Origin of the sequence: Streptosporangium sp. NPDC087985, from assembly GCF_044741965.1 — a bacterium.
GTDB lineage: Bacteria > Actinomycetota > Actinomycetes > Streptosporangiales > Streptosporangiaceae > Streptosporangium.
Genome location: NZ_JBIUTQ010000027.1, coordinates 31,460 through 50,619 on the forward strand (window position 1 = coordinate 31,460; position 19,160 = coordinate 50,619).

Here is a 19,160-nt window from a genome sequence, read left to right on the forward strand (position 1 = left end):
CAGTGCGTGGTGCGTTAGCGACGAGGGGTCGGGCACGACCCCACACGAGGGGGTCGAGCCAATGGGGCGCGGCCGAGCAAAGGCCAAGCAGGTCAAGGTTGCTCGCCAGCTGAAGTACAACAGCGGTGGCACTGATCTTGAGCGTCTTCGCGACGAGCTCGGAGTCAGAGATGACTCCAACCACGATGACGACGCCAACGACTCCTACGATGAACTGGCGGATCGGTATGCCGACTACGCCGAGGACTTCGGTTCCGTAGACAAGCGGGACGAAGGAACATCCGGCCGCCGCTAGGCGAGCTTCAGGTAGAGCATGAGCGGAACACCCGGGGGTCGAAGGCCGCCGGGTGTTTCTCCATACGCGGCAGTCCGTGACAGCGCTCCGGTGATCCGGAGCGCTGTCCGGCGTGTCCGCGCCCGGCCTGACGGTTTCCCGAGGTACGGCGGGGCGCCGGCGGTGACCGGCGCCCTCATGCCTCAGCGGTAACGCGCCTGGCCGGTTCCGGGGACGACCTCACCGAGCACCCAGGCCGGCAGGTCGCGCTCCTTGAGCAGGGCCAGGGCCTCCCCGACGGCGTCCGCGGGGACGATCGCCGCCATGCCCACACCCAGGTTGAAGGTGCGGTCCATGTCGGCCTGTGCCACCTTGCCGTACCCCGCGAGCAGCTCGAAGACTGCGGGCGGGGTCCACGACGAGCGGTCCAGCAGCGCGTCCAACGTCGGCGGCAGCGAGCGGGACAGGTTGCCCTCCAGGCCGCCGCCGGTGATGTGCGCGTACGCGTGAACCTCGACCGAACGGGCCAGCTCCAGGCAGTCCAGGGAGTAGATCCTGGTCGGCTCCAGCAACTCCTCGCCCAGTGACCGGCCGAGCTCGGCGAACTCGGCCTCCAGCGAGAGCCCGGCGAGCTTGATGATGTGCCGGACCAGCGAGTAGCCGTTGGAGTGCACACCGGAGGAGGCCAGCGCCAGCACCACGTCGCCCTCGCGGACCCGGTCCTGGCCGAGCATGCTCTCGGCCTCCACCACGCCGGTGGCGGCACCCGCGAGATCGTACTCGTCGGCGCCCATGGCCCCGGGGTGCTCAGCCGTCTCGCCGCCGATGAGGGCACAGCCCGCCAGGCGGCAGCCCTCGGCGACGCCGCCCACGATCTCGGCGACCCGCTCGGGGACGACCTTTCCGCAGGCGATGTAGTCGGTCATGAACAGGGGCTCGGCGCCGCAGACCACCAGGTCGTCCACGACCATGCCGACCAGGTCGATGCCGATCGTGTCGTGCTTGCCGAGCGCCTGCGCCAGCATGACCTTGGTGCCGACCCCGTCGGTCGAGGTGGTCAGCAGCGGTCGCCGGTAGCCCAGCAGGGCCGACGCGTCGAAGAGACCGGCGAAGCCGCTGGCGTCGTCGACCACCTCGGGCCGCCGTGACCGGGCGACCTTCGCCTTCATCAGCTCGACGGCGCGCTCACCCGCGTCGATGTCCACGCCGGCGGCGGCGTAGCTCGTCATCTGTCCTCCTTCGCCGGTCGTACGACCGAGGTGCCGGGCTCGTTCGCGGCTCCGCCGCTCTCCGTGCCATCCCGGTTCACGACTTGCTCTCCAGGACATACTTGCCCACGTTGTCGCGGTCGACGGCGATGGGATACACGCCGTCGAAACAGGCGCGGCAGAGTCGCTCGGCCGGGATCGTGGTGGCCTGGGTCAGGCCCTCCAGGGAGATGTATCCGAGAGAGTCGGCGCCGAGAGAGGCGCGGATCTCCTCCACGCTGAGCGAGCCGGCGATCAGCTCGGCCCGGGTGGCGAAGTCGATGCCGTAGAAGCACGGCCAGGAGACCGGCGGGGAGGAGATCCGGACGTGGACCTCGCGCGCGCCGGCCTCGCGCAGCATCTTGACGATCGCTCGCTGGGTGTTACCGCGCACGATCGAGTCGTCCACGACGATCAGGCGCTTGCCCGCGACGACTTCCTTCAACGGGTTGAGCTTGAGCCGGATGCCGAGCTGGCGGATCGTCTGGGACGGCTGGATGAAGGTCCGGCCGACATAGGAATTCTTGACCAGGCCCTGACCGTAGGGAATCCCGCTCTCCTCCGCGTAGCCGACGGCGGCGGGCGTCCCCGACTCGGGGGTCGGGATGACCAGGTCGGCCTCGACCGGGTGCTCGCGGGCCAGCACGCGGCCGACCTCGACGCGGGTGGACTGCACGCTGCGCCCGGCGATCGTGGTGTCGGGGCGGGCCAGGTAGACGTATTCGAACAGGCAGCCCTTGGGCTCGGCCGGCGCGAACGTGCGGGACCGCACGCCGCGCTCGTCGATGGTGATCAGCTCACCGGGCTCGATCTCGCGGACGAACGTGGCGCCCACGATGTCGAGGGCGGCGGTCTCGGAGGCGACTGCCCAGCCGCGCTCCAGCCGTCCGAGGACCAGCGGGCGGATGCCCTGCGGGTCACGGGCCGCGTACAGCGTCTTCTCGTCCATGAAGACCAGCGAGTAGGCGCCCTTGACCTGCGGTAGAAGCTCCGCGGCGGCGTCGTCGATGGGCTGGCTGCGGTCCTGGGCCAGCAGCGACGTCAGCACCTCGGTGTCGGTGGTCGCCCTGGTCGCGCCCGGGGCCAGGCGCTGGGCCAGCTCCGGAGTGTTGATCAGGTTTCCGTTGTGGGCGAGCGCGAGCCCGCCGACCTCGGTCGAGCTCAGCGTCGGCTGGGCGTTCTCCCAGACGCTCGATCCAGTGGTCGAGTAGCGGCAGTGACCGATGGCCAGATGGCCGCGGAGGGTGCCGAGCACCGATTCGTCGAAGACCTGGGCGACGAGGCCCATGTCCTTGTAGACGAGGATGCGGCTACCTTCACTGACCGCGATGCCCGCGGACTCCTGACCGCGGTGTTGTAACGCGTACAGCCCGTAGTAGGTGAGTTTGGAGACTTCCTCCCCCGGCGCCCAGACACCGAAGACGCCGCACGCGTCCTTCGGGGGCTGGTCACGGGGGTCAAGGTCATGGCTCAGATGGCCGTCGCCCTTTAGCACATGCTTCAGTCTAGGTCGGCTTCCTCATTGCTCGTACCCCAGGGGGAGGATCTGCCTGCTGTGCCACCTGTTGCCGAACAATCGTTGGGCTTTTGCCGTGTCGGCCTGTTTTATCGCAAAGGATCGGGGGAGTCTGAGGTATCCGGCATGCCTACGCGTCGGGAGAGCAGACGTGACAACACCCGAGGACCCTAACCAGCCTGATCCGCAGCGAGAGCCGCGGGACCGGCGATCCGAACGGGAGGGGACGGACGGGGAGCCGGCCGAGCCCACGGAGCCGCCGGCCGAGCCCGCGCGCCCGCCGTTCGAGCCCACGGAGCCGCCGGCCGAGCCCGCGCGCCCGCCGTTCGAGCCCACGGAGCCTCGGGAGCCCGGGGAGCCCGCTCCGTGGACACCCGCCCCTGGCAGGCCCGGCGAGCCCTCGGCCTGGCCGCCGGTCTCCACGCCGGAGGAGCCCTCACTGCCGGGACATCCGGATGTGCCCACCGCGCCGGAGGTTCCCCAGCCAGTCCAGGCGGATCCGGGCGGCACGGACCAGGACGGAACGGGACGAGAAGGTGCGGACAGGGAGGGTGCGGACAGGGAGGGTGCGGACGCGGCTGCGTCGCCGGCCGTCCCGGATGCCGGTTCCCAGCCCTCCTATCCGGTCCCGGGCACCACCCCGCCCGCCTACCCGGGCTGGGAGAGCGCTTCGGAGACACCGGCCTCGGAGGGCGAGGCCAAGGACGTGCCGCCCAGTGCCGCCCAGCCCTCGCGCTACGAGCCACCGGCGCCGTCCGAGGCTCCGCGCCAGGCTCCCGAGCAGCCCGAAGGTGTCCAGCCGGATGCGCCGACGATGCCGGGCGGCCCGTACGGCGGCCCATCCCCCCAGGCGGGCCAGCCATACCAGGGTCAGCCGTACCAGGGTCAGCCATACCAGGGCCAGCCGTACCAGGGTCAGCCGTACCAGGAGCAACCTCCGCCCTACCCGGGTTACCCGGGCGGCACGCCGTACCCGGGGCCTCCGGAGGGTGGCTGGTCGCGCAGGCAGGGGGGAGGCCTCGGCACCGCCGCGCTCGTGCTCGGTATCGTGAGCCTCTTCCTGCTCGTCGTGTGCGGCCTGGGCGCGCTGACGGCCGTCGTCGGGCTGATCATCGGTATCGTCGCGGTCGCCAGGAATTCCAACCGCCGCCGCGCCTGGGTGGGCATCGCGCTGAGTGTCCTGACCCTGGTCATCGCCGTGGTGTTCCTGAGCTGGCTCTACAGCAGGATCGGCGTCTGTGGGAACCTGCCGCCCGAGCTCCAGCAGCGCTGTATCGAGGAGAGGCTGGGCGTGCAGCTCCAGACGCCTCCTTAACCGCGAGGGAAGGCGCCCGAGGCCACCGGGCCCCGGGCGTCCGGCACCGGGTACTCAGTCAGCAGTCAGCCGCCGGGTCCCGGGCGTCCGCAGAGCCGGTGGGCGCTATGGCCTCGGGATCGGCGGGCGCTACGCCGAGGGAACCGGCAGGTGCTCCGACAGGTCGGCACGGGCCCCGCTCGCGGCGACCTTCCCCGCCGCCACCGCCTCGGCCCACGCCAGCCGCCCGGTGGCCAGCTCCAGCCAGGTCCGGGCGTCGGTCTCCACCACGTTCGGCGGGGTGCCCCGCGTGTGCCGGGGACCCTCCACGCACTGCACCGCCGCGTACGGGGGGACCCGCACCTCGACGGTCCGTCCGGGAGCCGCCGCCGCCAGCCGGTCCAGCAGATGCCGTACGGCGAAGCGCGCGATCTCCCGCTCCGGCCGGACCTGTCGCTCATAGGCGCGCAGCACCACCGGCACGCACGCCGCCAGCAGAGCCGGAAGGTCTCCGGGTCCGTCGTAGGACGGCTCGTCGAGGGCGATCAGCTGGGCGTCCAGCGCGGCACGGACCTTGGCGGGGTCAGGCTTGTGAGGTGGCACGTCCCTCATCATGCCCGCTCGGCGGCCCATCTCGATCGCGGCAGACGGCTCACCGGCACGGGCCTTCCGCGGGGGTGAGGGACGGGCGGCACCGACCTCGCCATGACGGGTGCGGGCGGCACCTCACCGTCCCTTCACGCCACCGGTACGGCGGGGCGCTCGCCGGTGGCCTCCGCGCCTGCGGGGCTCTGCGAGGCTCCGTAGGTGCGCAGGGAGAACAGGCTGACCGGCACTCCCACCAGCACGATGACCGCGGCGATGACCAGGGTGGCCTGGTAGGCCTCCAGGAAGGCCGTCAGCGGCCTGGCACCGCCTTCGAGGATCGAGGTCTGCCTGCCGTTGAGGATCGCCCCGAGGACGGTGATCCCCAGCAGGCCGAAGATCTCCCGTGAGACGTTCAGCACACCCGAGGCCACGCCGGCGCGGCCGGTGGGAAGCGTGCCCAGGATGGCCGAGGTGAGCGGCACCAGTAGTCCGCCGCCCAGCCCGTAGACCAGGAACCACGGCAGCAGGTCCCAGAACGAGCCGCCCTCCCCGATGAAGGAGATCCCGAAGATCGCCACAGCCATCAGCAGGAGCCCGGCGGCCACGGTCCGGGCGGTCCCGAAGGCCTCGCTGACCCGTGGGGCGTTGGCTGCGGTCATGGCCATCACCAGCGCCATCGGCACGAACGAGGCCCCCGCCTCCATCGGGGAGAAGCCCAGCGCGTTCTGCAGATACAGCGCGGTGAAGAAGTAGATCCCGAACACCCCGAACGACCACAGTCCCATCGACAGCGTGCCCCCGCTGAACACCCGGGACCGGAACAGCGACAGGTCGATCATCGGCTCCCGGCTCCTGAGCTCGACCATCGCGAACACCGCCGCCGACACCGCCGCGAGACCGAACGTGCCCAGGATCTCCGGCGAGGTCCAACCGGCCCCGTCGCCCTCGATGAGCGCGTAGGTCAGCGCGGTCAGCGCCAGGCCCGACGTCACCAGCCCGGGAACGTCCAGGCTGTGCCGTACGCGATCCTGCGGGACCACCCGGATCGCCCACAGCCCGAGCCCGAAGGTCGCGATCCCGATCGGCACGTTGATCAGGTAGATCCATCCCCAGTGCCACCGCTCGCTGATGACCCCGCCGGTCAGCGGGCCGAGGGCGAGGGCCAGCGCGCCGACCGCGCTCCACAGGCCGACCGCCCTCGTACGTTCCCGTGGCTCGGGGAAGACCGCGGTGAGCAGGGCGAGCGCGGTGGGTGTGAGGAACGCGGCGCCGACGCCCTGCACTGCCCGGGCGGCGATCAGAACTGTGCCGTCGGTGGCCAGCCCGGCGGCGAGCGACGCCACGGTGAAAACGCCGAGGCCGATCAGGAAGATCCGCCGCCGCCCGAAGACGTCCGCCAGCCGCCCGCCGACCAGCATCAGCCCGGCGAAGACCAGGATGTAGCCGCTCACGATCCATTCCAGGCCCGAGATACTCAAGCCGAGGTCCCGCTGGATCGTCGGCAGCGCGACGTTGACCACGTTGTTGTCCACTTAGGCGCTGGAGACAACGTCACCATACCTGACAGCATCCTCCGCGTGAACAATCCGTCGATCGTCGCGCGCTTGATCCAAGGTCAGGGGCATCTCACGCCCCTAGATCAAGCCGTCTACCTCCGAGAGCTACACACGTCAGTACGCCAGGCATACGAGGAACTTGGGGCAACTCTCCAAGCTGCCCTTGCCGTAGTGGTGGAGACGAATCTTGAGGCGGCGGCGGGAGCGTTCGGCGTCTCCCCGGCAATGCTCGTGCAGATGGCTGAGGACCCGGAGTTTCCGGATGTAGTTCTCCTGACAGAGGGAATTCAAGCGGCAAGGCGTTTGCGTGATCTGCCGGTCGATGCAATCTGCGATGTTCGGGACGCGCTTGACGTCACCGGAGCCTCCAGGGCCGATGCGGAGGAGATAGCCCGCCTGCTGTGCCGTGTAGCTGAACAGGCTCCCTTGGACAGCGATATATGGAGTGAGGCGACACCGCGAGAGCGGATGACCTTCCATCAGGCTGTGACGTACGCCCGTACGTTGGTTAGAGACTCCTAGCCCTTGGAGGCTCTACGCTTGCCATGCCTCTTGGTTTGTTCTGGTGACACTGGCCGAACCTAAGGCGGGTGCTAGGCCCCTCGTCTCGACGGGGGGCCTTCACTCTGTCCGGGGCTCGGTAGCGGCCTCATCAGGTGGCCCGCCCGTCTCAGGGTCGGCCACGAAGCTTCCCAGGTTCGGGACCGTGTAGATCAAACCGTCCCTTTGAAGCGCTTTCACAACCTTGTCCGCAGTCATGCGAGCAATGCCGAACTCCTGTTGCATTCGGCTGATGCCGGGGATGGGTTGTCCAGGCTTGTAGGCGCGGGCATTGATCCGCTCTCGCAAAATGTCGGCTACCTGTTCCCACCTGGGACGATCCGGCCTGAACTCGATCACAAATCAAATGTAGGACGACACAAGATGGCACATCTCGGAGGGTGATCCCACAGCGTCACAGATGACGGCATAGACCGGGGTAGGACGGTTGGCTATTCTCGACCTGTCACCAGGACAGACGGGAGAGCCCAATGGACTCACGGATCTCTGATCAGGACGCGATCACGGAGAAGAAGGCCAAGGAACAGGCGGAAGCCCTTGAGAAGGTCAAGGGCCTGCTTGCCGAGAGCGGCATTCAGTCAAAGATCGTTCTGACGATCAAGCTTGACGTGAACCCTCGAACCTGCCGGTTCATCAGCCACCAACCCGCCGAGTTGGCAGTCTTCTACGCCGGACGACAGGCAGCCATCGTGACCGTAGACGGTGGCCGATCGGTTTCCTACGTCGTTAGGTCTCCCCGCCTTGAAGGGGGAAAGCCCGTGATCAGAATCGACGGCCTGGACAGTCCCGAGACTGTCGCCGCCCTGATCTTCGAAGTCTTCCAGGGGGTCACGTCATGACCTTCGCATGGGAGCAAAGTCCGAGAGTTCCTGATCGGGAAAGGATCGGGGCTGAGCCAAGGATCAGCGCGTGTCGGTCCTGAGCCTTGGACGGCTGACCGCCGAATACGGGCGCAAGTGGACTGTCTATGACGGCATCGGCGGCGGGTACTTTGCCGTGCGCAACGGCGAAGTGTCCGAGGTAGCCCAATCGCGCGGGATGGAAACTGTCGTGTGCGGTGGGACTCTCGCAGAGCTAGCGCGCCGCCTGGAGTCGCAGAAGAACATAGAGGCTCGTCTATTGGGCTTCTCCTGAGCTAACCAACCCTCACAGAGCGAAGAAGCCCCGGCTGCCTCTCGGACAGACCGGGGCTTTCTTCAGTTCCTGTCAGGCCGCGACGTCCACCATGACCTCAAGGTCCGAGTCATCGAATGTCGGGGCCTGGAAGGTGACCGGGGGGACAACCTTGGTTCCCAGGGTGCGAGCCGCAACCTTACGGAAGCTGACGCTCTGAACCTTCTCAGCAGGCTTAGGCGTGGCGACCTTCACCGGCTCCATGTCGGTCATGGTGGCACCGTTCAGGAGAGCCTGAAGGGCATCTACGGCGGACAGGCCGGACGGCTTGACCTCTGCCTTGATCTCTTCCTTCGGAGCCTGGAGGCGAGCCCTGAGAGCTTCCACGGCAGAGGGAACGGCTTCCTTCGGGGCTTCCATGATCGGAGCCTTCAGGCTCTCGGCAAGAGCCTTCTCCTCCTCGGTTTCGGTCCACCAGTCGTCATCCGACAGGAGATCCACGGAGGGAACCTCAAGGGTCGGGACTTCAGTTTCTTCAGTCAGGACAGAGACAGTGTCGGTCTCTTCGGTCTCGACTTCGGTAACTTCGCTTTCCCCTTCAGAGGTAACCGTCTCGGCAACGTACCGGTAGAACCTGGGGGGACGTCCGCCCGTGGACTTACCTGTGACGATCTCGACCGTGGGAAGGCCGGTCACAACGGCTTCCATTTCGGCCTTCTTCATACCGAACTTGCGGTAGAGGTCCCCGGCAGGGACGCCTTCCTCACCGGCCTGACGAACGAACGCTTCAATCCGCTTCTCCAAGGGAAGGGAAGCCCCGGCTTCTGTCACGTCAGGTGAGAGGAACTGAACGGTCTCAGCCATGTAAGTGACCAGGCTGACAGCGGCATCAAGGTCTTGCGGAAGGATCTCGTCTCGCATGTCTGCGAGAGCGTAAAGGGCAGCGATCCTCATAGCCTGATCGGTGCCACGGGCAGCGAACTGTTCCATAGCCTCACGACCGATCGTCAGAGACTCGATCGCTTCGCAAAGCTGGTCATCCCAGAGCGACAGGGCCGCATCCGACAGGGTGACCTCTTCCGTGTTCCTCGCGAACCGGACAGCGGCCTTCAGAACGGCAGCGAGAGGCTTGATCAGCTGAGACCACTCGGTTGCCGAGATCTGGTCAGAGAGCCTGATCCTCTTGCTTCGCTCCACGTACAAGGGCAGGAACCGGTTCAGGGTGCCACCGGCCTTGTCTGCCTTGCCGACAGAGGTTCCCCACTCGGTAGGCGTCACGTTGCCGATGATCGCAACGTGAGGGGCGTCGATGTGGATCACAGCCTCTTTGGTGCGATTGCTGACAGACGCACCTTCCCAGGACCTACGGAGAGCCTTGCCCATGTTCTTGTAACGGGCAGAGACCTTGAGGAGATCTGCAAACTCCTCTTCCAACATGAGGGCAGTGCCACCCATGTCTGCCAGCGTGGACACGTAGGCCGGTCCCGACTGAGGGCAACCCTCAAGGATGTTGGCCTTAGTCCAGTCAGGCAGAGCGGTACGGAGAACATCGAGAGCGACACGGGTAGCCGTGCCCTTACGTCCGAGACCCGTGTTGCCGACAAGGACAGACCACACTGTGAGCGTCTGAGACTGCGTCCCAAAGCAGACGTTCGGAAGGTTGCCCACAGCAGCGCTGAACGCGCTCAGGAGGCTTCCCAGGATGCCCACAGGGTCAGCCTCACTGTGGGGAGCAAGAGCCCTCACGGTGTCCCCCAGGACACCGGAGAAGGCAACGGGAGAGACCTGGGGACGGGTGTTGATGGCAGCCATGAGCTAGCCTTCCTTGTGAGGCCCCTGCCAGATGTCTGAGACGCCAATCCATGAACGTCTGGTAGGGGCTGCTTCATGTCTAGGGGCTGACCTGAGATCAGAGAGTCAGCCGTGCGAGCGATTCACTCGCGTTCCCGTGGTCGTGCGGAACTACCAGGAAGATAGCATTCCGAGACTTTAGTGTCAACCCGACTAAAGAAACTACGCCTCCATTCGACTCGCTTTAATAATCGTTTCTTCCCCTAAAAGAGACGGGGGGTACCCCCTAATTCATTAATGGCTGACCCCGGCGGTGGGTGGCCCTTTTTTTGCGCGCAAATCTGGCAAGTTTTCGCAGGTCAGAGGCATGCCTAAGGCAGGCCGGCGGCCCCCTGCTAAAGATTTTAATGAGCCAATCTCTTTCGTTCTCATGGCTCCACCTGTCTACTTTCTTACTAAACAAAAAAGCCCCCCTCAGGCCGTAGGAGCGGACCCAAGGGGGACGATTTAAGGGATGTTAAGCAGCGGAAGCAATAATGAGTGCTTCGGGGCGGGTGACCTTGGCGCCCGCCACGTGCAGACCACGAACAACGTGAGCAAACTTAGTCGGGTGACGGAAAGACTCAAGGGAAACCAAGTTGTCGCCGTAGGTGGTGGCCACGGGGCTTCCAACGATCATCTCAACGCCCGTAGGAAGGTGCGGAGTAACCGCAATGGTGAAGCCTGCCAGCGAACCAATCACGCCGTTCTGAACGGGAACAGCACTGCCGTAGCTGGAAGCAATGAACTTGTCGTGTTTAAGCATTGCGGCCTTGATTTCAGGACGGACGACAGCAAAACGCCTGAAGAGGGGAACGTCGGCGTTATCCAGAATGACGCCGTAATCAACCAAGGTATTAAAGACGTCATCAGTGCCTACTGTGAACGTCACCTTGTTCGCAGCGAGAGCGCCAGCAATCATCTTGCCGCCGACATAGGCATCAGCGGCAATCCGGAGGGCCTGAATGGATTCCTCGGTAGCCTTGAAAATCAGCTCTCCACCACCAGCGGATTGGATACGGTCAACGTCATCGACAGCAAAGGCGAACGCCTTGCCGTGATCAATCGCAAGGATTTGATCGTCAGTATCAAGTAGTTGAGCATTAACGTCAGCGTTCCTGCTGTAGTTAACCACGGTAGGTCGGTTAAGAGAGTTGATGTGGACCTGGTCTCCAGGTCCATTGATTTCGCCCTCATAGTCGCTATTAACACAAGTAGGAGACGCAAGAACAAGCTCCTCACGAAGAGGAGTCATAAGTTCAGCGGCCCAAATTTGGGGGATGAAAGTACTAACGGGCGTGTTACCGCTCGCCGGGAAAACTGCCATTAAGAAACATCCTTTCTATCTACTTCAAAGAGTTTTCTACCTGATCAAAACAGGACGCTTACGCTTCACTGTTGAAGACGTAACCAATGGGCTCATAAACCAGCTCAAGGTTAAGCGCCGGGTTGATAATCCGGTCACGCCCCAGGAGGGCATTAAACTCATCGGCCTTGATGAACGACTCCAGGTCATCGAAGCTGTAGTTCTCAAGGTCAGTTCCGGTATTAATGGCGTAGGTCATGATTCGTGTCCCTCTCTCGGATGATGCGATTGCGAAGGGATGAATGACTCCCTTCGCTGGTAATAAGTGTGCCGACAAATAAAAGAGCCCCTTCTCGGCAATGAGAAGGGGCTCTAGTAGTGGTGACTATTTCCACCATTCCGCGTGTTCTTGGAACCATTGGTGAGATTCGAAAGGTGCTTTGTGTGTTGCCTTTGGGGCGGTGCGGCCTTCATTAGGGCCTAGATGCCCTCCCAGGTAGGTTTCTCTTTTCGTAACCCGATAACCATCTAGCATTTCCCATTCATCTAACAGTCTCAGGCTTCTCTTTGAGAAGGCTCTCAGTTCGCCTGAGAGCGTCTGTTTGATCTGCCGCTTAGATAATGTTGCGTTCTCTGATATAGCCCCTGCTGTGGCCTTCTCAGCCTCTTCTAGGGCGATCCCACGGGCTACCTGAACGGCAACCCCGAAGCACCATGCCGAACAGAATTTCTGATCTCCCCACCTAAGCTCATTGATCTTCCCGCAATGGGAACAGCGCCGGTAATCACGCTCCCGATCCTTCCAATAGCCACGGGCCGCCCGGTCCCGGTGTGCCTGACAGTAGGGAGAGTTCCGGCCTCCCCGGCCCGGGGCGCGGTGAACCTCAAACTCTTGGCCGCATGGCTTGTAAGCACACCGGACCTTAGATATCCGGAGTCTCTCTCTACTACTCACGCAATCCGCCTCACTCCTAGAAGCTTCCTAAGAGCGTTAGCGCGGAAAAGATTGCCGCCCATTTCGTTCTTGCAGACAGGGCAGAACACGGCCCTGCCATCCGGCGCAATCGTGGCGCTGGCATTCCTGTCGTCATGGCCAGGAAGAGGGCATTTGATTGATGCCCAACGCTGGGGGATCTCCGAACACCGAACATCAATACCGGCCTCCAAGAGAATCGGAACTACGAGATCCCCCAGGTATCCGCCTACCCGTTGGGATCTCTCCTCTGGTTTCAGACGCACAGGTCCGGCGACACGGGCAAAGCTCTCAATCAACCGGCGCAACTCCAACCGGCTATGACCACGGGCGTAGTCGTTCACATCTGTCCCGGACGGCATGACGAAAGAAGTAAGCCCTTCAAGGTCGCGTTCAATGCTCCGAAGCATTGCCTTACCGGCGTCATCACCGTCGGCGAGCACGATCACACGCTTGCCCTCCAGCAGGGCCGCGTAGTCCCGTCTCCAGGCCGACGAACCGGGAAGGCCGCAGGCTTCCGCACACTCCACGAGAGACGACTTGCGGCGCTCTCCAGCACGGCCTAGGGCATCCCAGGCCGTCATGGAATCAATCTGACCTTCGGTCACGATCACCAGATCCACCGAAGGATGAGAAACGCCTTGAGCGTTGAACAGCCAAGGATGCCCGCGAATCCACCTATAGCGCGGGCTAGCATCCTCCGGTATGTACCGGAAGAGATCACCAACCCAATCCCCATTGGAATGGTGCGCTGGAATCACCAGCGCGTTAGCAATCGGATTGAACGAAAGATCAAACCTATAGACAGCATCCGGGGCTATGCCCCGACTAATCAGATAGTCATCAATATTCACTTATCAAAACCTCCTCTAGCTCAGCCCGAACACGTTCGGGCTTTCGAGATGGGAAAGGAAAGGGAAGGACCTACCCTAACTTTCTCCATCCAGAGCGGTCACTTTGTGACTGCGAACAAAGAACCAATGATTGAAAGAGCCTCTAACGGGCTGCCCTCTGAAGGGCAGCCAATTGGATTGATTGCCAGCCTCACGGCTGACAGAAACAAGGATTGTAACAATGATTTAATTGGTCGCTCTCAAGGCGACCCAATCCGTAGCTATATAAGAATAGAGAGGAAAGGAGATCATCCCAGGTAAGAGCCATAGCTCAGTCCGGGAATCCTGGACTGGTTAGTCTAGAATTCTAGGACTCATGCAACTTCTGGGTTGTCAGATTCACTGGCATAGCCAGGCTCATACGTTCGATGAACTGGGCACATGGAACCTCGTTTTATGTTCCGTGCCCAGAATTCACGAGGCAGCCAAATGCAAGTCTCACCGCCCCCAGAGAGAGCTAGACCAGCTTTCCTTAGCTTGTTAATCGTGGCGTACACCGTGGACCGTGAAGCAGGCTTACGGGTGCCGTCTTCCTGTTCCTTTGCAAGGATTTCCCGAAGCTCACCATCTTTGAAAATGGCATGCCCCGTATTGTTTGCCCGCGATATCGCGGCCATGAGGAGGCGAGTTTCCAAGGACAGGGAATACCCCCATTTGGCGACACTGCCCGCATACCCCTGATAGACCTTTCCCCACTGGTATTCAGATAGGGACGTCACTAGTCGTCACCCTGAACTTCCTCCAGGAGCAAGTCAATAATGAAACCGCCGTCAGGTGATTCTGTGTCACCAACTACGAATTGACCGGTGACTTGCGCATTAGCAGGCACGTAGGCCATGGCTTGCGCGACCACATTGGGATCAGCGTTTCCATTACGTGCAACTTCCGTGAGGACTGCATCCCCCAATTTAATCTTAGTGACCTGAACGCCGCCAACATCGAAAACGAGAGCCTTGCCATCATTCATTTCAATTCCAAACACGCCCATCTCCTTAAGCTGCTTTCTGCTTCTCAATCCACTTCCGGAAATCAGCCGGATCACATCGGAGCTGTTGGCCGACACGAAAGAATGGAAGGCCCCACATCTTCCAGTTGTCATAGATGCGGCTCTTTGGGATTCCCAGACAATCCGCTACATCCTGAACAGTCATCAACTTTTCCCTCAACATCATTGCCCCTCTCTTGCAATCAGTTCAAACAGAAGAATTTGTACGTAAGCTCCCCATTGATGGGGAAATTCATCCGGAAGCCTGTTGGATTTGGCGCGTGCTCTAGTGCCCGCGCTATCGCTTCCGCGCTTGCATTTGGCTTTCGTGTTACCGCCCAATGCTTGCCGTTGCCTGTCTCCAGGCAGCGAATCGTCATGCCGTCCTCTTCAAAGACAATGGGCATCTCGTCGGTAGTTATCAATCAGCACCTTCCTTCACGTCGCTATTCAATTAACAAGTAGCCACAGCCCCCCACTAGAGAACCATCGTTCCGGACTACCTGGGACCCCCCCTTGTGCTGTTTTTTGTTGCAAGATCATCTTGTGGTTCGTAGCAGGGCATGAGAAAGGCCCGCACCGGACGGCACGGGCCTGTGGGGGCTGGGGGTGGCTCAGGAGGCCCTAGAGCCTCCCAGAGGGCTAGTCGGTACTCATGCCTTGAGCTAGGCGCTCAATGCGCTCAATGTCGCCCCAATCGATGTCTACGGACAGGGAACGATTCTCGACCTTGTAGGAGATGAGAACGCCCATCTTGATCAGGAGAGAGTTCTTCTGTTCCTGAGTCAGGGAGGCCCAGTGTTCCGCGACCGTCTTACCGGTCGGCCTGAATTCGTAGCCGCTAGGCCGGGAAGGCTTGGCGAGAAGAGCGGAGCGACGATCGATCAGGTTCTTAAGACGGGCCAGGTAGCTCTCTTCGTCCCCTTCGTAGAGACCCTGGTCTTTCTCCTTACGGGTCATCTTGATTGCGTCTTCGACCTGCTTAAGTTCCTCGGAATGGTCCTCACCGGGAACGAACATCTTCTCCATCCACGGCTTGTTGCCGTGCCATTCGAGCAGGCCATTTTCCATGTAGGCATCGAGAGTTTCAGCCTTAACGGTTCCGTTAGAGCAGCGCTCCTGTCCCGATCCGTTGTACTTGTGAGTGATGGAGGCGCACCGGTAGCGGAGCGGTTCAGGTACACCGTTGCGCTTGGCGCTTTGCTGGTGCAGGGGCTTACCGCACACGCCACACTCACCGACCTTCCGAAGAAGCATCGTGTTCTTCTGGGGCACGCCCTTACCGCGTGAGCGAACGTCTAGAAGCTCTTGAATCCTCTGCCATTCCGAGAACTTGAGAAGAGGCTCATAGAAGATTGTCGGAGTGCCGTCCTGGCCCTTGATTACCTGTCCCTTGTATTCGCGCTGTCCGAGAAGGTGACGACTATGAAGAACACGGGAGAGGGTAGAAGCCGACCATGGTTCGCCCTTGATTTCCTCGCCTCTTAGCTGACGCTGCCGGTCCATTGAAGAGGGAATGCCCTTGTTAGTCAGTGACGTTGCGATGGAGCCGAGAGACTGAGTTTCCAGGGCGTCGACAACCTCCTTAAGGACTTCGAACATCTCAGGGTCTTTGACGATTTCCTTGGTTCCCGGCTTACGCATGTGCCCGAAGCCGATACGTCCCCCGCCCCAATGGCCGGACTGACGCATGTAGCGGTGGTTATCGAGATTGCGGCCCTTGATGGTGTTGAGTTCGAGTTCGGCGAGAATCGCCATGATTTGGGCCACGGCCCTACCCACGGGGGAGTCGAGATCGATCGGGTCATTGGTGCAAGCGAATGTGTTGCCCCGATCTTCAAGCCACTTCACGAGTGTTGCGAAGTCCAGGGCCGAACGGCAAACGCGGTCCAGCTTCCAGGACAGAAGCATGTCCCATTCTTCGGCCTTTTCGTCGGTCAGCCACTTGCCGAGTTCGGGACGCTCCCACGGGGTTGTCTTGCCTGCCGACACGCCCAGGTCTTCGGCCCATCCAACGATCACGTAGCGGATGCCGTCGCGGCTAGAGAGGTTCCGGGCCGCCACCCAAGCCTCTTGAATGGCCCGCTGGTTGGCGGGGCTGATCGTGTCGTCGTGGGTCTGGCTCTGTCGGATGACTCCGAGGATGCGGATGATCTTGGGGGCGGTGTTGGGGGTCACTGTTGCTCCTGTTTTCCCAGCTAGGGGGCTGTTGCTGTGCTGGTACTCCGGAGCCTAGGCGGTCAAGGTCGCTACGTTGTAACCGTTGCTTACGTGTCCAGATAGGTCATGAAAGTGGCCAGTGAGATCGCTCCCAGCGCCCACCACTTCCGGTTGTCCGTCATTCCCGCCCCTCTACGTTGTACTTGTACGGCGTACATGTACGGTGGATAGTGGAACGTGTACGGCGTATAGTTGTCAAGCGTGATGGGAAAACTGACGCGGGAGGCCGTCGTCGAGCAGGCGCTGGAGATCGGCTCGGCCGAGGGGCTCCAGGCGGTGACCATCCGGCGGCTCGCCCAGGAGCTGGGGGTCACCCCGATGGCGCTCTACTGGCACTTCAAGAACAAAGAACAGCTGCTCGTCGGCATGGCGGACCACCTGGTCGAAGGATTCGTGATCGCGGAGGATCACGCCAGACCATGGCAGGAGCAGCTCCGCGAGCTGGTCACCGGCCTGGTCAGGGTGTTGCGCCACTACCCGTGCGCGGCGGCCGTGCTGGATGAGGTGGACCATATGACCGTGCCGAACTTTCTGCGGGTGTGGGACACCGCGCTCGGCCTGGCCAAGCAGGCGGGGTTCTCCTACGAGGAGAGCTGCCTGATCTCCAGATACCTGCTCCAGGGCTCGATCGCCCTGGCCGCAGGTCCGATGAACCGCCGGCCGGGTGTATCGGGCGAGGATGCCGGGTGCCTGCGTGTCAAGCGTCTCACTCTCCAGTCACTGCCGCCGGACGTCTACCCGCACATCGTGGAGATGGCGAGTCCCCTCGCCGAGGGTGGCACGGCCGAGCTCTACGACTCCTTCGGAGTCGACCTCCTGATGACCGGCATCGAGACCATGGCGGCGCGCCTCCGCACGGACTGACCTCGCCGGGCCGGTGCGGATGCCGGGTCACTTGAAGAACTGCCAGATGCTGAACCTCCGTACATAGAGCGGGGTGGAGTCCCGGCCGACCACCCGGATCCGCCTGATGCGTGTCTCATGGTTCATCGTGACCTTCACGCACTTCAGGCAGACCTTGTGAAACCCCGGCAGGGCGTAGTAGGAGATGGACACGCTGCGGTGCATCAGGCCCCTTTTGGAGAGTCCTCTCCCCACCTCCCGGTACCGCCTCGACCCCTTCAGGGTGAAGGCGGTGGAGCCGATGATCGCGTGATTCGCGGTGGGAGGACAGTGCACGAATACCCGGACGTGGCTGGCCTGGCGGGGCCACTGGGGCAGGACACGGAGTGACGGGACGTTCTTCAACGCCGGGGGATGGTGTTCCGGCCGCCCCACGGGGGCACTGACAGCGTCTGGTGGGTTCTGCTCGTAACGCTGACCTCGGCGGTGGCGGTGGCGGTAGCGCTGGGTGTGGGTGTGGCGCTAGGTGTGGGTGTGGCGCTGGGGGTGGGTGTGGCTGCGGCAGCGGGTGAGGGGAAGGCGCTAGGCGCGGGCGTGGCGTTCGGCGCGGCCAGGACGCCCGGACCCATCATGAGGGCAGTGGCCACCCCGATCAGTGTGACGGGGCGCATGTGTTCCTCCTGCCGGATGGACGGACACGGACGGGCGTTGGTGGTGTGCGCTCGCCGAGCGACGGAACGTAGGCAATGGCGGGCGGCGGGCATCCGGGACGACCCGGCTGAGGACATCCATGCACCCGTCTTGACCAGGCCGGTCGCCCCATTATGTAGACCGTTTTCCATCGAGGGAGGGCGCCCCGCTGGGACGGGCAGGCGGTCTCACCTATGACCAGCGGGAAGAGGTCAGGTTCCCCCGTGACGGCGACGGCGCGAGACGGACCACCAGATCAGGTAGGCACCGACCAGTACGGCTCCCGCTCCCACCAGTGCCTGGATCGCCAGGCGACGGCCGTCGATCCCGGTGAACGGCAGGCTGGGGTCCCCGGTCGGCGCGGGGCCCACGGGGCTGGGACCCACATGTCCGGGGCCGACATGCCTGTGGCCCGCGGGTCCGGAGCCCCCGGAATCGACGATCTCGGAGTTGATGTTCTCGGAGTTGGCGCTCTCGGAGTTGGCGCTTCCGGAGTTGGCGCTCCCGGATCCGGAGTCGACGGAATCAGGACCCGCGGATCCGGGGTCGCCGGGTTCAGTGCCTTCATACGCGGGACTGGTTGGGGTGGGGCTGGTTGGTCCGGGGACCACCTCGAACGACATCTCGGTGGACGATGAGGAAGAGTCGCCCGCCCTTCTGCCCGCACCGTCGTCGATGGGCCGCGCCCAGATAGTCGAGGGATCGCTGTCGGCGTGTGCCCCGGCATTGAAGGAGACGGCCAGAACGGGCATAGTCACCCAGAAGATAAGAAAAATCAATATTTGACGACCGTGCATTATAATTCTCCTGGAAATTTCCATTCCATGTGTAGTTCTATTCACTCCCCACCGGGCCGCTATTCACGCTAATTCCGTGACCAGTATCTTATTAATTCTAGTTTGTTGCTTGTTGTCCTCTAGATCATGGTCCACAGGCATGTGAGCTGGTCCGATGCCTTTGAGGCGTTCCTGCTCTCGGCGGGCGGTGCGGCCGTGACCTGGGTGGTGTTACCGATGAGGAAGGTGTCGCTGTCACAGCCGCATGGGAACAGTCCCGGTGATCCCGTACGGCGTGGCCAGGTCGGTGTTCAGGGACAGGGCGCCGAGCCCCGCCGTAATCGGCGGCGAGCCCCCGACGGACAGCGTGTAGGGGGTGGCCCGGCGCGCTGCCGCTCGGGAGACTCCGGTCCCGGGAGAGCGGCAGTGCCCCCGCATCCTGTCGAGGAGAGAACCCGATCCCAAACTGTGATGTTTGATGTGACAACCGGTAGA

23 protein-coding genes are annotated in these 19,160 nt (G+C 62.8%); 6 read left to right on the forward strand and 17 right to left on the reverse strand.

What is annotated here, in order from left to right; translation table 11 throughout:
• The first annotated feature begins 61 nt into the window (after positions 1 to 61).
• The gene (locus tag ACIN94_RS30180) at positions 62 to 295 is read left to right on the forward strand and encodes a DUF3073 domain-containing protein (RefSeq protein WP_400713448.1); all 234 of its coding nucleotides are present in this window, start codon (positions 62 to 64) and stop codon (positions 293 to 295) included.
• Positions 296 to 477: 182 nt separating this feature from the next.
• Here the strand turns inward: ACIN94_RS30180 and purM are convergent, their stop codons facing one another.
• Positions 478 to 1,503 (reverse strand): phosphoribosylformylglycinamidine cyclo-ligase, encoded by a 1,026-nt coding sequence (gene purM / locus ACIN94_RS30185; protein ID WP_400713451.1) that lies wholly within the window; start codon positions 1,501 to 1,503, stop codon positions 478 to 480.
• Between the two features lie 76 nt (positions 1,504 to 1,579).
• Positions 1,580 to 3,016, reverse strand: a complete 1,437-nt coding sequence (purF, locus tag ACIN94_RS30190) for an amidophosphoribosyltransferase (RefSeq protein WP_400713454.1) — start codon at positions 3,014 to 3,016, stop codon at positions 1,580 to 1,582.
• Between the two features lie 172 nt (positions 3,017 to 3,188).
• Between purF and ACIN94_RS30195 the strand changes: the two genes are divergently transcribed.
• Positions 3,189 to 4,352, forward strand: a complete 1,164-nt coding sequence (locus tag ACIN94_RS30195; protein ID WP_400713457.1) for a hypothetical protein — start codon at positions 3,189 to 3,191, stop codon at positions 4,350 to 4,352.
• A gap of 129 nt (positions 4,353 to 4,481) precedes the next feature.
• Here ACIN94_RS30195 and ACIN94_RS30200 read toward each other — a convergent pair whose 3' ends face one another.
• Positions 4,482 to 4,934 carry a sterol carrier family protein gene (locus ACIN94_RS30200; protein ID WP_400713460.1) on the reverse strand — a complete coding sequence of 151 codons (453 nt, stop codon included), beginning with the start codon at positions 4,932 to 4,934 and terminating at the stop codon, positions 4,482 to 4,484.
• A gap of 134 nt (positions 4,935 to 5,068) precedes the next feature.
• Entirely contained in the window at positions 5,069 to 6,451 is a 1,383-nt protein-coding gene (locus ACIN94_RS30205; protein WP_400713463.1) for an MFS transporter, read from the reverse strand.
• Positions 6,452 to 6,496: 45 nt separating this feature from the next.
• Between ACIN94_RS30205 and ACIN94_RS30210 the strand changes: the two genes are divergently transcribed.
• Entirely contained in the window at positions 6,497 to 6,997 is a 501-nt protein-coding gene (locus tag ACIN94_RS30210) for a hypothetical protein (protein WP_400713466.1), read from the forward strand.
• A 99-nt stretch (positions 6,998 to 7,096) separates the two neighbouring features.
• On the opposite strand, the gene ACIN94_RS30215 is transcribed toward ACIN94_RS30210, so the two are convergent.
• Positions 7,097 to 7,375, reverse strand: coding sequence for a winged helix-turn-helix domain-containing protein (locus tag ACIN94_RS30215; protein WP_400713473.1), 279 nt, complete (start codon positions 7,373 to 7,375; stop codon positions 7,097 to 7,099).
• Between the two features lie 131 nt (positions 7,376 to 7,506).
• Between ACIN94_RS30215 and ACIN94_RS30220 the strand changes: the two genes are divergently transcribed.
• On the forward strand, positions 7,507 to 7,875 hold the full coding sequence (locus tag ACIN94_RS30220; protein WP_400713476.1) for a hypothetical protein: 369 nt from the start codon (positions 7,507 to 7,509) through the stop codon (positions 7,873 to 7,875).
• A 70-nt stretch (positions 7,876 to 7,945) separates the two neighbouring features.
• Positions 7,946 to 8,170, forward strand: a complete 225-nt coding sequence (locus ACIN94_RS30225; RefSeq protein WP_400713479.1) for a hypothetical protein — start codon at positions 7,946 to 7,948, stop codon at positions 8,168 to 8,170.
• A 72-nt stretch (positions 8,171 to 8,242) separates the two neighbouring features.
• Here ACIN94_RS30225 and ACIN94_RS30230 read toward each other — a convergent pair whose 3' ends face one another.
• The 8 genes from ACIN94_RS30230 to ACIN94_RS30265 form a co-directional block, all read right to left on the reverse strand.
• A complete protein-coding gene (locus ACIN94_RS30230; RefSeq protein ID WP_400713482.1) occupies positions 8,243 to 9,961 on the reverse strand; it encodes a DUF3987 domain-containing protein in 1,719 nt (572 codons plus the stop codon).
• 496 nt (positions 9,962 to 10,457) lie between these two features.
• Complete coding sequence (locus ACIN94_RS30235) at positions 10,458 to 11,306, reverse strand: hypothetical protein (protein ID WP_400713485.1); 849 nt, start codon at positions 11,304 to 11,306, stop codon at positions 10,458 to 10,460.
• Positions 11,307 to 11,364: 58 nt separating this feature from the next.
• Entirely contained in the window at positions 11,365 to 11,544 is a 180-nt protein-coding gene (locus ACIN94_RS30240; RefSeq protein WP_400713488.1) for a hypothetical protein, read from the reverse strand.
• A gap of 692 nt (positions 11,545 to 12,236) precedes the next feature.
• Complete coding sequence (locus ACIN94_RS30245) at positions 12,237 to 13,112, reverse strand: toprim domain-containing protein (protein WP_400713491.1); 876 nt, start codon at positions 13,110 to 13,112, stop codon at positions 12,237 to 12,239.
• A gap of 757 nt (positions 13,113 to 13,869) precedes the next feature.
• Positions 13,870 to 14,214: a hypothetical protein gene (locus ACIN94_RS30250; protein WP_400713601.1), complete on the reverse strand. Its 345-nt coding sequence runs from the start codon at positions 14,212 to 14,214 to the stop codon at positions 13,870 to 13,872.
• Complete coding sequence (locus tag ACIN94_RS30255) at positions 14,144 to 14,323, reverse strand: helix-turn-helix domain-containing protein (protein WP_400713494.1); 180 nt, start codon at positions 14,321 to 14,323, stop codon at positions 14,144 to 14,146. Before ACIN94_RS30255 ends, ACIN94_RS30250 begins: the two co-directional genes overlap by 71 nt.
• A 16-nt stretch (positions 14,324 to 14,339) precedes the next feature.
• A complete protein-coding gene (locus ACIN94_RS30260; protein ID WP_400713497.1) occupies positions 14,340 to 14,561 on the reverse strand; it encodes a hypothetical protein in 222 nt (73 codons plus the stop codon).
• A 217-nt stretch (positions 14,562 to 14,778) separates the two neighbouring features.
• Positions 14,779 to 16,314 (reverse strand): recombinase family protein, encoded by a 1,536-nt coding sequence (locus ACIN94_RS30265; RefSeq protein ID WP_400713500.1) that lies wholly within the window; start codon positions 16,312 to 16,314, stop codon positions 14,779 to 14,781.
• Positions 16,315 to 16,560: 246 nt separating this feature from the next.
• On the opposite strand from ACIN94_RS30265, the gene ACIN94_RS30270 reads away from it, so the two are divergent.
• Complete coding sequence (locus ACIN94_RS30270) at positions 16,561 to 17,220, forward strand: TetR/AcrR family transcriptional regulator (RefSeq protein WP_400713598.1); 660 nt, start codon at positions 16,561 to 16,563, stop codon at positions 17,218 to 17,220.
• Between the two features lie 27 nt (positions 17,221 to 17,247).
• Here ACIN94_RS30270 and ACIN94_RS30275 read toward each other — a convergent pair whose 3' ends face one another.
• The 4 genes from ACIN94_RS30275 to ACIN94_RS30290 all read right to left on the reverse strand — a co-directional run bounded on the left by ACIN94_RS30275 (position 17,248) and on the right by ACIN94_RS30290 (position 19,103).
• Positions 17,248 to 17,424, reverse strand: a complete 177-nt coding sequence (locus tag ACIN94_RS30275; RefSeq protein WP_400713503.1) for a hypothetical protein — start codon at positions 17,422 to 17,424, stop codon at positions 17,248 to 17,250.
• A gap of 176 nt (positions 17,425 to 17,600) precedes the next feature.
• On the reverse strand, positions 17,601 to 17,870 hold the full coding sequence (locus ACIN94_RS30280; protein WP_400713506.1) for a hypothetical protein: 270 nt from the start codon (positions 17,868 to 17,870) through the stop codon (positions 17,601 to 17,603).
• A gap of 231 nt (positions 17,871 to 18,101) precedes the next feature.
• Positions 18,102 to 18,647, reverse strand: a complete 546-nt coding sequence (locus tag ACIN94_RS30285) for a hypothetical protein (RefSeq protein ID WP_400713509.1) — start codon at positions 18,645 to 18,647, stop codon at positions 18,102 to 18,104.
• A gap of 273 nt (positions 18,648 to 18,920) precedes the next feature.
• Entirely contained in the window at positions 18,921 to 19,103 is a 183-nt protein-coding gene (locus tag ACIN94_RS30290; RefSeq protein WP_400713512.1) for a hypothetical protein, read from the reverse strand.
• Between the last annotated feature and the right edge of the window lie 57 nt (positions 19,104 to 19,160).